This window comes from Arthrobacter sp. CP30, from assembly GCF_053470025.1.
In genome coordinates this window covers 1-12,832 of record NZ_JBQEMM010000021.1, presented here as the reverse complement: position 1 = coordinate 12,832, position 12,832 = coordinate 1, and the positions used below count along the sequence as shown (strand labels likewise).

10 protein-coding genes are annotated in these 12,832 nt (G+C 70.5%); 6 read left to right on the top strand and 4 right to left on the bottom strand.

Features of this window, described 5'->3' with window-relative positions; translation table 11 throughout:
• The 5 genes from ACTIMO_RS17055 to ACTIMO_RS17035 form a co-directional block, all read left to right on the top strand.
• On the top strand, positions 1-129 hold a 129-nt coding region (locus ACTIMO_RS17055), incomplete at its 5' end, for a fasciclin domain-containing protein (RefSeq protein ID WP_448183168.1).
• A gap of 239 nt (positions 130-368) precedes the next feature.
• Positions 369-2,099 carry an ABC transporter substrate-binding protein gene (locus ACTIMO_RS17050; protein ID WP_448183192.1) on the top strand — a complete coding sequence of 577 codons (1,731 nt, stop codon included), beginning with the start codon at positions 369-371 and terminating at the stop codon, positions 2,097-2,099.
• Between the two features lie 128 nt (positions 2,100-2,227).
• Positions 2,228-3,712 carry a malate:quinone oxidoreductase gene (locus ACTIMO_RS17045; RefSeq protein WP_422392031.1) on the top strand — a complete coding sequence of 495 codons (1,485 nt, stop codon included), beginning with the start codon at positions 2,228-2,230 and terminating at the stop codon, positions 3,710-3,712.
• Positions 3,713-3,764: 52 nt separating this feature from the next.
• Positions 3,765-7,250, top strand: coding sequence for an efflux RND transporter permease subunit (locus ACTIMO_RS17040; RefSeq protein ID WP_448183191.1), 3,486 nt, complete (start codon positions 3,765-3,767; stop codon positions 7,248-7,250).
• A 41-nt stretch (positions 7,251-7,291) separates the two neighbouring features.
• A complete protein-coding gene (locus ACTIMO_RS17035; protein WP_448183190.1) occupies positions 7,292-7,837 on the top strand; it encodes a MarR family winged helix-turn-helix transcriptional regulator in 546 nt (181 codons plus the stop codon).
• Between the two features lie 59 nt (positions 7,838-7,896).
• Here the strand turns inward: ACTIMO_RS17035 and ACTIMO_RS17030 are convergent, their stop codons facing one another.
• Positions 7,897-8,700, bottom strand: a complete 804-nt coding sequence (locus ACTIMO_RS17030) for a transglutaminase-like domain-containing protein (protein WP_448183189.1) — start codon at positions 8,698-8,700, stop codon at positions 7,897-7,899.
• Between the two features lie 117 nt (positions 8,701-8,817).
• Here ACTIMO_RS17030 and ACTIMO_RS17025 point away from each other — a divergent pair, with 117 nt between their 5' ends.
• Positions 8,818-9,738 carry an oxidoreductase gene (locus tag ACTIMO_RS17025; RefSeq protein ID WP_448183188.1) on the top strand — a complete coding sequence of 307 codons (921 nt, stop codon included), beginning with the start codon at positions 8,818-8,820 and terminating at the stop codon, positions 9,736-9,738.
• A gap of 22 nt (positions 9,739-9,760) precedes the next feature.
• Here the strand turns inward: ACTIMO_RS17025 and ACTIMO_RS17020 are convergent, their stop codons facing one another.
• From ACTIMO_RS17020 to nadC, 3 genes are read right to left on the bottom strand one after another with little or no spacing between them, the layout of a single operon-like run.
• A complete protein-coding gene (locus ACTIMO_RS17020; protein ID WP_422390047.1) occupies positions 9,761-10,540 on the bottom strand; it encodes a hypothetical protein in 780 nt (259 codons plus the stop codon).
• Positions 10,541-10,576: 36 nt separating this feature from the next.
• The gene (locus ACTIMO_RS17015; RefSeq protein WP_422390048.1) at positions 10,577-11,749 is read right to left on the bottom strand and encodes a cysteine desulfurase family protein; all 1,173 of its coding nucleotides are present in this window, start codon (positions 11,747-11,749) and stop codon (positions 10,577-10,579) included.
• Entirely contained in the window at positions 11,746-12,663 is a 918-nt protein-coding gene (nadC, locus tag ACTIMO_RS17010) for a carboxylating nicotinate-nucleotide diphosphorylase (protein WP_422392032.1), read from the bottom strand. Before nadC ends, ACTIMO_RS17015 begins: the two co-directional genes overlap by 4 nt.
• Positions 12,664-12,832 lie beyond the last annotated feature (169 nt).

Below are 12,832 nucleotides of genomic sequence, written 5' to 3'. Positions count from 1 at the left end.
CTCGAGATCACCGGATCCGGCCAGGAACTGAAGGTCAACGACGCCAACGTCATCTGCGGCGGCGTCCAGACCGCCAACGCCGTCGTCTACCTCATCGACGCCGTCCTCACGCCCCCCGCCGCCGGCTAAGGACGCGCACTGCCTCCCTGGTGCAAACCTCTAACGTGTTCCAGGGACAACGGACGGACCTCCTCACTTCCGGTGAGGGGGTCCGTTCTTCACTGCGGCGGGGCAGCCCGACGGGAAGCGGCGGAATCCGGCCTCCCCGTTCCCCTGCACGGCGCGGACAGGAGCATCACCTAGACTGAGGGCTCCCGACCGCCGCGTCCCCAGGACCGGGTCACCCCTGCCTTCCGGAGAGCCTGCTCGTGAACAACGCCGCCGCGTGCCCCCGCCAGCCGCGGGCCAGCCGCGCACCGGTGATCCGCATCCTGCGCGGCGCCGTCGTCGTCGCCTCCGTCGCGTCGCTCGTGGCCTGCACGTCCGGCGAGGTCGTACCGCCCGAGCCCGTTCCCGCCACGAGCGCTGCGGCCGTCGATGCCTCGACCTTCACCTTCGGGAGCGCCGCCGATCCTCGGACCCTCGATCCGGCCCTCGCCAACGACACCGAGTCCTACCGCGTCACCCGGCAGATCCTCCAGGGCCTCGTGGGCATCGATCCCCTCACGTCCGAACCGACGGAGCTGCTGGCGGAGTCGTGGGAGGAGCAGGACAGCGGGCGATCCTACGAATTCACGCTGCGGGACGACGTCGTCTTCCATGACGGCCGGCCCCTGGACGCCGCAGCTGTCTGTGCCAACTTCGACCGCTGGTACACCCTCCCCGCCTCGGCCCGGACCGGTGCCGGGCGGCTGCCCTTCGAGCACGTGTTCAAGGGCTACTCGGACCAGCCCGAGATCAGCCTCTACAAGGGCTGCACCGCGACGACGCCGTCGACCGTGGATCTGCAGCTCACCAGCCGGATCACGGGACTGATCGCCGCACTGGCCGCCCCGGCCTTCGCCATCTCCTCACCGGCCGCGCTCGACGCCGGTTCCGCCGACGACCTGACGGAGCCCGTCGACGACTCGCTGATCTCACGGTACGGACGCGCACCCGTGGGCACCGGGCCCTTCCGGTTCGTCTCCTGGGAGCCGGGCGAGGTGGACCTGGTGTCCTTCGAGGACTACTGGGGCGAGCGTGGCGAGGTGAACCGCGTCCTCTTCACCACCATCTCCAACCCCGACTCCCGTGCCCGCGCCCTGACCGCCGGCCGGATCGACGGCTACGACTTCGTGTCCGTGGACAGCGCCGTCGACCTCGCCCGCAACGGTCAGCAGTTCCTCCAGCGCGACCCCTACTCGGTGCTGTACCTCGGCCTCAACCAGGGCTTCCCGGGTGTCGACGACGTCCTGTTCCGGCAGGCCGTGGCCCACGCGATCGACAAGGACGCCCTCATCGACGGCCGGTTCCTCAGCGGTACCAAGTCGGCGCGGCAGTTCGTCCCGGAGAAGCTCGGGGTGAGCGGGGAGGGGGTCGAGGACTACGGCTACGACGTCGACCTCGCCAAGGACCTCCTCGACCGGTCCGGCTACGACGGCCGCCCCCTGCCCTTCTACTACCCGCGGAACGTCTCCAGGGCGTACCTCCCCTCCCCCGAGAAGGCCTACGCGGAGCTGAGCCGCCAGCTGACCGAGGCCGGCTTCACCATCAAGCCCGTGCCGATCGATTGGAGCGAGGGCTACATCGAAGCGGTGCAGCAGACGGGTGACCGGGCGTTCCATCTCCTGGGGTGGAGCGGCAGCTACGAGGACCCGGACAACTTCGTGGGTGCCCTGTTCGGCTCCTACACCGAGGAGTTCGGGTACGAGGACCCCCAGCTGTTCAGCAAGATCAACCGCGCCCGCGGTCTGCCCGAGGGCGAGGACAGGTCGGAGGCGTACGCGGACATCAGCGCCCAGATCTCCACCCGCATCCCGGCCGTCCCGCTCGCCTTCCCGATCTCCGCTCTCGCCATGAGTCCCCGCGTAAGCAGCTACCCCGTCAGCCCGGTGATGAACGAGGTGTTCAACCGGATCGACCTCGCCGATGTCGAGCCCCGGCCCGAGCCGTCGGAGTGACAGCGCGCGGCGTCGCCGCGGCTGCTGCGAGTACCCCTGCCGGGGCCCCGCCGGATTTAGATAAGGTCACTGCCAGACGCTAGGCTTTCCCTGCTACGACCTCGCGACTGGAGACCACGTTGACCACCATGAATCAGGGCACGCCCGCCAAGACCACAGACGTCGTCCTGATCGGTGGCGGCATCATGAGCGCCACGCTCGGCGCGTTCCTCCGCCAGCTCCAGCCCGACTGGGACGTCTCGCTCTTCGAGAGGCTCGACGTCGCCGGACTGGAGAGTTCCGACCCGTGGAACAACGCCGGCACAGGCCACTCCGCGCTGTGCGAGCTCAACTACTCGCCGGCCGGTAAGGACGGGTCGGTGGACCCGGCGAAGGCCATCGCCATCAACGAGCAGTTCCAGACGTCCCGCCAGTTCTGGTCCCACATGGTCACCGAGGGGCACATCGGAGATCCGCGCAGCTTCGTCAATGCGGTCCCCCACATGAGTTTCGTCTGGGGCCAGGCCAACGCCGAGTACCTCCGGAAGCGGTACGAGGCCCTGAGCCCGCAGCCCCTGTTCGACACCATGGAGTTCAGCGAGGACCACGCGACCATTGCGGGCTGGACCCCGCTCATCATGAAGGGCCGCAATCCTTCCCAGCCGGTCGCAGCCTCCCGTGTCGCCGGAGGCACGGACGTCGATTTCGGCTCCCTGACCCGTCAGCTCAACGCCTACCTCGAGGGCACGGGTGTGGGGCTCCACTACGGCTTCGACGTGCTCGACGTCGCGCGGGCATCCGACGGCCGGTGGGACGTGAAGGTCAAGAACCGGGCGACGGGCGAGGCGACCACCGTCACCTCCAAATTCGTGTTCATCGGTGCGGGTGGCGGGTCCCTCCACCTCCTGCAGCGGACCGGCATCCCTGAGGGGCGCGGATTCGCCGGATTCCCCGTGTCCGGCCAGTTCCTGCGCTGCACCGACCCGACGCTGGTGGACCAGCACAACGCGAAGGTGTACGGCCAGGCGTCCGTCGGGGCCCCGCCCATGTCGGTCCCCCATCTCGACACGCGGTATGTCAAGGGCGAGCGCTCCCTGCTCTTCGGTCCTTACGCCGGGTTCTCCACCAAGTTCCTCAAGCGGGGTTCCTATCTCGACCTCCCGACGTCCATCCGTCCGTCGAACCTCGTGCCCATGCTGGCCGTGGCCAAGGACAACATGTCGCTCACGAAGTACCTCGTGACCGAGGTCCTCAAGAACCGTGACGCGAAGAACGAGGCGCTCAACGACTTCCTCCCGTCGGCCGACGGCGGCGACTGGGAACTCATCTCCGCCGGACAGCGTGTACAGGTCATCAAGAAGGCTCCGAAGAAGGGCGGCGTGCTGCAGTTCGGCACCGAGGTCATCACCTCCTCGGACGGCTCCATCGGTGCACTGCTCGGGGCCTCGCCCGGAGCCTCCACCGCCGCGCCGATCATGGTGGAACTCCTCAAGCGGTGCTTCCCGGTCAAGATGTCCGACTGGGAGCCGAAGCTCAAGGAGATGCTGCCGGGCTACGGCGTCAAGCTGAACGAGAATCCGTCGCTCGCCGCCGAGATCCAGACGCTCACCGACAGGGCCCTCAAGCTCGTCTAACCACGGCGGAGCCAGCCAGCCGGGCGGCCGTCAGCACCCGAAGGCAGGTTCCGTGTTCCGTCTCGCCCATCTCTCCCTCGGTAACCGTGCGCTCATCGCGCTCATCACCATCCTCGCGTCCGTCTTCGGCGTCATCACCCTCGGCTCGCTCCGGCAGGAGCTCATCCCGTCGCTCGAGTTCCCGCAGATCACCGTCCTCTCGACGGTCCCCGGCGCCTCGCCGGAGTACCTCGACCAGCAGGTGAGCGAGCCGCTCGAAGCGGCGCTGAGTGGTGTCGAGGGCCTGGAATCGTCGGCGAGCACGTCCCGCTCCGGGGTCTCCACCGTCAGCCTCGTCTTCGTCTACGGGACGGACCTCGATCGGGCGAGGGCCCAGGTGGACCGCGCCATCTCCACCGTGCGTCCCCTGCTCCCCGAGGACGTGGAGCCACAGGCGCTGGCCGGGAGCATCAGCGACCTGCCCATCGTGTTCATGGCCGTCTCGTCCGACCAGTCCCTGAGCGAACTCAACGGTGACCTCGAGCGGCTCACGGTTCCTCGGCTGCAGAAGATCGACGGTGTCCGCACGGCGGACATCTCGGGGGGGACCAGCCAGCACGTCGCCCTCCTCCCCCGTGACGGTGCCCTCGAGGCGGCGGGCCTGACCGTCGGCGACCTCGCCGCCACGCTCGAGGACAACGGCGCCCTGTTCCCGGTCGGCACCCTCGACGAGGATCAGCGCTCGCTGACCATCCAGGCCGGCAGCCAGATCGGTTCGCTCGAGGACCTGAGGGCGTTGCCCGTCCTGCCCGCGGGCTCGTCGGAGCCCGCCGCCTCCTCCGGTCCGACCGGTTCGTCGGCTGCGCCGGGTGGCTCCAGCCTTCCCGGGGGCTCGGAGCAACCCGCTGCCCCGGGCGGGCCGGACACCGGAACGGACGCACCATCCGGCGCCCCGGCGCAGCAACCGGCCGCGCCATCGACGCCGGCCGCCGCCCCGGGTCCCGCGGTGACGATCGGCGAGGTGGCCGACGTCGACCTCGCCGATGACGCGGCCACGTCCGTCACCCGCACCAACGGGGTGGAGACGCTCGCCCTCACCGTGACGAAGGTGCCGGACGGCGACACCGTGGAGATCTCGCACCAGATCGTCGCGCTGGTCCCCGAGCTGGAAGCGGAACTCGGCAACGCGGCCGACATCACGGTGGTCTTCGACCAGGCGCCCTTCATCGAACGCAGCATCGACGATCTCACGACCGAGGGTCTCCTGGGCCTCGGTTTCGCGGTGCTGATCATCCTCGTGTTCCTGCTGTCCGTGCGCTCCACGCTGGTGACGGCCATCTCCATCCCCCTGTCGCTGCTCGTGACCTTCATCGGGCTGTACGCAGCCGGATACTCGCTGAACCTGCTCACGCTCGGGGCGCTCACCATCGCCATCGGTCGGGTGGTCGACGACTCGATCGTCGTCATCGAGAACATCAAGCGGCATCTCGGCTACGGCGAGGAGAAGCGCGACGCCATCCTGACCGCCGTCCGCGAGGTCGCCGGGGCGATCACCGCCTCGACCCTCACCACGGTCGCGGTCTTCGCCCCGATCGGCTTCGTCGGCGGCCTCGCCGGCGAGCTCTTCCGGCCCTTCGCCGTCACCACGGGGATCGCGCTCCTCGCATCGCTCGCCGTGTCCCTGACGATCATCCCCGTCCTGGCCTACTGGTTCCTGCCGAGGAGGACGGCGTCGTCCGGTACGGCACGCAGCACGACGGCCGGACCGGAGGAGCCGGTATCGTCGGTCGCCGCGCCTGCGGCATCAACCGCCGACGACCGAACGACCACCCCGACCGGGACCCTGCCTGCGCTGAGCCCCGCGGACGGTGCGGTCCGCACCAGCGCCCCTGATCCGGACCGCCGTGGCGCCCGCCATGTCGCCGTCAACGAGGCCGACACCGTCGACGGGGTCGCCAGGGTCGCTACGACTCCGCAGCGCGACCGTCCGTCCCTCCTCCAGCGGGCCTACCTGCCCATCCTGACGGGGACCCAGCGTCACCCGGTCATCACCCTCGTCAGCGGGCTGATCGTCCTCGGGGCGACCGCGGCGATGGTCCCGTTCCTCCCCACCAACCTCCTGGGCGGCTCGGGCCAGAACAGCTTCTCCATCACGCAGACGCTCGCTCCCGGCTCCAGTCTCGCCACCACCACCGAGGCAGCCGGCCGCACCGAGGAAGCCCTCGCCGACACCGCCGGGATCAGGGATGTACAGCTCACGGTCGGGAATGCCGAAGGCTCCTTCGCGGCACAGTTCTCCGGCGGTGCATCGGTGGCGACCTTCACCGTCATCACGGACGAGGACGCCGATCAGGAAGCCCTGCAGGAAGCGGTGCGCGAGGAACTCGAGGGCCTGCAGGACGCCGGGAGCTTCTCGCTCTCCAGCCAGCAGGGCGGTTTCGGGACGTCGAGCACCATCGACATCGACATCACGGCTCCGGTCAGCGAGGACCTCGAGGCGGCCAACACCGCCGTGCTGGACGGCATGCAGGGGCTCGACGGCGCCGGCGAGGTGAGCAGCAACCTGTCTGCAGCGCAGCCCCAGGTCCAGGTGGACGTCGACCGGGCCGCCGCCGTCGAAGCAGGTCTGACGGAGGGCCAGATCGCCGGTCTCCTCGGCGGCAGCATCAGTCCCGTCCCGGCCGGGACGGTCCGCTTCGGTGCGGACGACTTCCCGGTGCTGATCGGGGAGGGGACCGCGATCACCAGCCTCGAGCAGCTGCGGACGCTCCAGGTCCCGACCGCGCAGGGCGCCGTCCCGTTGACGGACGTCGCGTCCGTCGAGGAGGTGCAGGTGCCGCTGTCGGTCACCAGTTCCAACGGGGAGCGCACCGCCCGTATCTCCATCACACCGTCGGACGACGACCTCGGGACCCTCTCCGGGACGGTGTCCGAGCGCCTCGCGGGTATCGAGCTGCCGTCCGGCGCCTCGGCGACGGTGGGTGGAGCGTCCACCCAGCAGGTCGAGTCCTTCGACCAGCTGTTCCTTGCACTGTGGGCCGCCGTCGCGATCGTCTACGTGATCATGGTGGCCACCTTCAAGAGCCTGGTCCAGCCCCTGATCCTGCTCGTGTCGATCCCCTTCGCCGCGACCGGGGCGATCGCCCTGCTGCTGATCACCCGGATCCCCCTGGGGCTCCCGTCCCTGATCGGCATGCTCATGCTCGTCGGCATCGTGGTGACCAACGCGATCGTCCTGATCGACCTCATCAACCAGTACCGGCTCCCGCGCAACGGCTCCCCCGGGCTCCGCGTCGCCGACGCGATCCGCGAGGGAGCCCGCCAGCGGCTCCGCCCCATCCTGATGACGGCCCTCGCCACCATCTTCGCGCTGACACCGATGGCGCTCGGCCTCACCGGGCAGGGCGGTTTCATCTCGCAGCCACTCGCCGTCGTCGTCATCGGTGGGCTGGTCTCCTCCACGGCGCTGACGCTGGTGCTCGTGCCCGTCCTCTACCGACTCGTCGAGGGGCGGCGCGAGGAGCGCGCCCTGCGGCGAGCCGCGAGCGTTCCCGCCTGACCGGGAGACCGGATGCCGGACGGCGCCTATACTAGATGCATATGTATCTAGTTGCCGTCGGAACGGCGCAGGATGGGGAGCGGGCGATGACGGAACGGGTGGAGATGCCGACGGGCGGCGAGAGCGGGCCGGCGCCGGTGACCCCGGGCGCTTCGGTCCGGCAGTCGTCGGAGACCTGGGAGTCGCTGTTCCGGGCCCAGGTCGGCGTCATGCGCAGGATCCGCCAGGATCCGGTGTTCAGGGAACTGCCCATCGGTGAGTACGACGTCCTGTTCAACCTGAGCCGCTGCCCCACGGGCTGGACACGCCTCAACGAGCTGAACCAGCACCTGCTCATCAGCCAACCGAGCCTGAGCCGCATGGTCGACCGCCTGGAGGCGAGGAAGCTGCTGCAGAAGCGACCTGCCGTGGCTGATCATCGAGGCGTCGAACTGGCACTGACGGATGAGGGCCGTGCACTGCAGCGCCAGATCGGCTCCACACACGTGCACCGCATCCAGGAGGTCCTCGCGCCGATGCTCAGCCCGGCGGAGATGGACCAGCTCAAGGCGCTGACGGACCGCATCAACGCACACCTCGACGACTGACCTGCCCGTGAGCGGACCGGGCCGCTGATCAGCCACCCGGCCGGCCTCCGCCGCAGGGCTCACCGAACGGTAAGGCGTTCGCCGCTCCGCTCGACGGGCAGTTCGTCCACGGTCGCGGTGACCTGGAGCCGGGAGAGCTGGAGGGAGCCCCCGACGGTCGAGAGGAACGCGGTGTCCGTGGCGTCCCGTCCCGTCGCGATGCGCAGCATCGACGCCCGCGGCGCCAGGCCCGTCGCGTCGAGCAGGAGCCACGAGCCGCCCACCCAGGCCTCGACGACGGCGTGGAAGTCCATGGGCGTCAGGCCCGGCGCGTAGACGGACGCCAGCCGTGCGGGAATGTCACGCGCCCGCAGGAGGGCGATCACGAGGTGCGCGTAGTCCCTGCAGACCCCGCGCCGCGCGAGGAGCGTGTCCACGGCGCCGTCCGTGAAGCGGGAGGATCCCGGGACGTAGGCCAACTCGGCGCCGACCCAGTCCCGCACTGCCTGGACCAGGTCCACTCCCCCGACATCCGGGAACTGGGCGTAGGCGGTCGGCAGGATGACATCCGATGCGCAGTACCGGCTGGGCCGCACGTACCGCACGAGGTCGATGTCGTCATGCGGTGCGGGCTCTGCCCGGCCCGTGACGACCGCGCGGTACCGCACGTCGAGCGAGGACGCCCGAGGCGTCGTGAGGAGGTGGAGGCGCGTGCCGTCGCGCTCCTGGTACTCGCGCACCTCGGCCGGTTCGCCGTCGACCAGCACCGTCAGCTCCTCCTCCACGGACGCGTACGCGGCAGGAGCAGCGACGGCGAGGGACAGCACCACCTGGGTCCCCGCGATCGTCGTGGCGCCCAGGTCGGCCGAGACAGTACGCTGCATGGTTCGTTGCTCCCGGTAGGCGATTCGTTCGGCTCCAACTCTATGCTGGGACGGAGGGGCGCCGATCGACACCGGACGCCCGACCGGACGGCAGACACGCCGCAGGAGAGGAACATCATGAGCGACTTCACCGCCGATGCCATCGGTGACCTGACGGGCCGGCGCGCGGTCATCACCGGAGCGAACAGCGGGCTCGGCCTGCAGACCGCCGTCGGCCTCGCGCGGAAGGGAGCGCACGTGGTGCTCGCCTGCCGGAGCGAGCAGCGTGGACGTGAGGCCGAGCAGAAGGTCCGTGCACTCACCGGCAGCGAGCGCGTCGAGATGCGCGTGCTCGATCTCGCCGACCTCGCCTCGGTGCGTGCGTTCGCCGCCGGGACCGACGGTCCGGTCGATCTGCTCGTGAACAACGCGGGCGTGATGGCGACGCCGAAGTCGACCACGGCGGACGGCTTCGAACTGCAGTTCGGCACGAACCACCTGGGACACTTCGCGTTGACCGGGTTGCTCCTGCAGAACCTGCACGCGTCAGTGTCACCACGCGTCGTCACCCTCTCGAGCCTCGCCCACAAGCGCGGACGGATCGACTTCGGTGACCTGCAGTCGGAACACCGGTACCGGCGGTGGGGCGCCTACGGACAGAGCAAGATCGCCAACCTCTATTTCATGGTCGAACTCGACCGGAGGGCACGTGCTGCCGGCTGGGACCTCGCCTCCGTGGCCGCGCACCCGGGGCTCGCCGACACCAACCTGACCGCCGGGATGCGGAACCCGGCCGTCCTCGACCTGCTCGCCGGTGCCTTCCGGTTCATGAGCCAGTCCGACGCCGCGGGCGCCCTTCCCACGCTGTATGCCGCGACCGCTCCCGAGGTGAAGGGCGGCGACTACTACGGTCCCTCCGGTCCCGGCGAGACCAGGGGTGCTCCCCGGCTCGTCGCACCCGTACCGCGGGTCCTCGACCGTGACATCGCCATGCGCCTGTGGAATCGCAGCGTAGAACTCACCGGGGTGGACTACGGAGCGTTGCGCGCCGTCGGCTGATCGAGCCGGGAGGGCCATGAGCTCACGCGGCCGGGGGCTCCGCGACCTTGACCGACAGGATCATCTCGCGGATGGTCGCGAATCCGGGTTCGGCGTAGTACTCCTCGGCCTCGCCGATGGTGCCGAAGGAGACGGTCTGCGGGCCCGTGTTCGCCGGGGCCTTGGGAGCGAGCACCTCGAGGTCGCCGAAGCTGAAGCGCCCAAGGGCCTCGTTGCCCTGGACGGTGTTGGCCAGCGAGCAGGCGAGACCGTCCGCGCCGCCGACCTCGTCGGTCACGCCGTAGGCCCCGAAGAAACGGAAACCGGTGATCAGCCGGACGACGAACCGCGGTTCGATGGCGGTCGACGCGGCCGGCTGGTCCGTCAGCGCGAGTGGCTCGCTGCCGATCACGGCGTAGGGCGTACGCTCCGCGTCGGGGCAGGGCGCCTCGGGGGTGATGATGCCGGAGTGGAACTCCGCCGCGATGGTCCCCTCGGGGGTCCTGACGGCGTAGTGCAGGGAGTCGGCGGCATAGGTGCCCGGCGTGGGATCCAGCGGCTGGACCACCCAGTCCTGCGGCAGTTCGAAACTCACGAGCCTCGACGGATCGGTGAAGACCTTCCATCCCGCGCGCGCCTCCCGGAGCGGAGCCACCGTCGGTTCCCCCGGTGCATCCGGCGTAGCAGCGGACGACGACGGAGCGGGGCCGGTGTCGCCCTCCCCGGTGGCGGTGCAGCCGGTGAGCAGGGCGCCCAGCAGCGCCGCGGCAGCGACGGCGCGCGTCCTCCGCCGCACGGTGTCACCGATGGTTGCTTCGGTCATGGCGTCCCTCCCAGGGCGTCTGTTCGTGCCGTCAGTCTAGGCGGGGGCGAGATCCGGAGCCGGCCGTGCCGCGCCGAGGGCCAGGACGGCGTGGACCGACGCCACGACCGCCGTGGCTGCTTCCTCGAGGTCCGAGCGGGCCGTGCCCTGCACCCAGGACAGGCGCACGGCGCTGAGAGCCGTCCCTGCGTCGAGCCCGAGCGCCAGCAGGACGGTCGACGGGTCGGACGAGCCCGCGGCACACGCTGATCCGCTCGAGCAGACGACTCCCCGGCGCTCGATCTCCAGCAGGACGGCCTCTCCGCTCACCCCCGGGAAGCAGAAGGAGGCGAGGTTGGGCAATCGCATCCCGGGGTCGCCCGTGAGGATCGCGCCCGGGACACCGGCCAGGATCCGGGCGATGAAGGCGTCGCGCGCAGCGGATGACGCGTCGCCCGCGCCGGGCAGGGCCAGCTGCGCGAGTTCCAGTGCTCTCGCGAGCCCGACGGCGCCGGCCACGTTCTCCGTCCCGGAGCGCCGACCACGTTCCTGCCCGCCCCCGTGCAGCACGGGCTCGCAGCGTGTGCCCGCCCGGAGGTAGAGCAGCCCTACCCCCTTCGGGGTGCCGAGCTTGTGGCCCGAGAGGCTCATGGCCGTGACGCCGAGGCGGCCGACGTCTACCGGGAGCCAGCCGGCGGCCTGCACGGCGTCCGTGTGGAAGGGGATGTTCCTGTTCCTGCAGACCTCCGCGAGCGCGACGACGTCCTGCACCGTGCCCATCTCGTTGTTCGCGTACATCACGGTGCAGAGCGTCGTGTCCGCCTGGAGTGCCGCCTCGAGATCCGCGGCGGCCACGAGACCGGTCGCGGACACCGGAAGCTCGGTGATGCGGAAGCCGTGCGCGTCCTGCAGGTAGCGGAGCACCTCCGCCACGGCCGCGTGCTCGATCGCGCTCGTGACGATGTGGCGGCCGCGCGGGGAGGCGAGCGCGATGCCCTTCAGGGCCAGGTTGTTCGCCTCGGTGCCGCCCGAGGTGATGACGATCTCCGACGGCCTGCAGCCGAGCACCGCGGCGAGCCGGGCGCGGGCGGAGGAGAAGGCTGCCGCGGCAGCCTCCCCGTACGTGTGGTGGCTCGAGGGGTTGCCGAAGGTCGTCGTCAGCAGCGGCCACATCTCCTCGAGGACCTCCCGGCGGGCCGGCGCCGTCGCCGCTGCATCGAGGTAGATCATGACGTGACCCCCGCCTGCCGGTCGTCCCCGGCACGGCCGGTACCGCCGGCAGGCGCAGGTGCACCGTCGGCGGTACCGCCGTCCACCGTGAAATCCAGACCGAGGTCCAGCGCACGGACGCTGTGCGTCAGGGCGCCGGCGGAGATGATGTCGACGCCCGTGGCGGCGATCGCCGCCACGGTGTCCAGGCGCACGTTCCCACTCGCCTCGACGAGCGCCCGGCCGGCGACGAGCCGGACACCGGCCGCCAGGTCGGCGAGGCCGAAGTTGTCGAGCATGATGGAGTCCACCTCTGCCGCGAGCACCGGCTCGATCTGGTCGAGCCGGTCCACCTCCACCTCGAGGTGCACCGTGTGGGGCAGCCGCGCACGGGCTGCGAGCAGGGCCGCGGTCAGGGCCTCGGGTCCCTGTGCCGCGAGCAGGGCGAGGTGGTTGTCCTTCACCATCACCGCCTCCGAGAGGCTGGACCGATGGTTGGATCCGCCGCCGCAGCGCACGGCCCACCGCTCCAGGAGCCGCAGCCCCGGCGTCGTCTTCCGGGTGTCGACGATGCGGGCGCCCGTCCCCGCCGCCGCCTCCACGAAGGCGCGCGTCATGGTCGCGATGCCACTGAGACGTTGAGCGATGTTGAGCGCGGTCCGTTCGGCGGTGAGGATGCCGGCGGCCGGCCCGGACAGGCGGGCGACGACGTCACCGGCCTCGAAGCGTGCACCGTCCGCCACCATGAAGGTCACGGTGATCCGCGGATCGGTGAGCCGCATCGCGGCCTCGATGGCGGACGTCCCGCAGAGGATGCCCGGTTCGCGTGCCGCAATCGCAGCCGTCGCCCGGGCGTCCGGATCGATGAGCGCCTGGACGGTGAGGTCGCCCGACGGCGCGTCCTCGGCAAGCGCGGCGGCGACGATCGCGTCGATGTGCCGCTGGGGCGGCGGGAAGGGTCGGTGCCCCGGCGCCCTCGCCGCCGTGCCGGTGGTCGACGCGAGGAGCGGCTCCGCCGCCGTCGACGATCGCCTCGGCGCAGCGCGTCGCGAACACCACTGCCTCGAGGAGGCTGTTCGACGCGAGGCGGTTGGCCCCGTGCAC

Excerpts from the sequence above, each read along its gene's own strand:
- ACTIMO_RS17020 (WP_422390047.1), bottom strand. The coding sequence starts at position 10,540 with ATGACCGAAGCAACCATCGGTGACACCGTGCGGCGGAGGACGCGCGCC.
- ACTIMO_RS17015 (WP_422390048.1), bottom strand. The coding sequence starts at position 11,749 with ATGATCTACCTCGATGCAGCGGCGACGGCGCCGGCCCGCCGGGAGGTC.
- ACTIMO_RS17035 (WP_448183190.1), top strand. The coding sequence starts at position 7,292 with ATGTATCTAGTTGCCGTCGGAACGGCGCAGGATGGGGAGCGGGCGATG.
- ACTIMO_RS17045 (WP_422392031.1), top strand. The coding sequence starts at position 2,228 with ATGAATCAGGGCACGCCCGCCAAGACCACAGACGTCGTCCTGATCGGT.
- ACTIMO_RS17030 (WP_448183189.1), bottom strand. The coding sequence starts at position 8,700 with ATGCAGCGTACTGTCTCGGCCGACCTGGGCGCCACGACGATCGCGGGG.
- ACTIMO_RS17025 (WP_448183188.1), top strand. The coding sequence starts at position 8,818 with ATGAGCGACTTCACCGCCGATGCCATCGGTGACCTGACGGGCCGGCGC.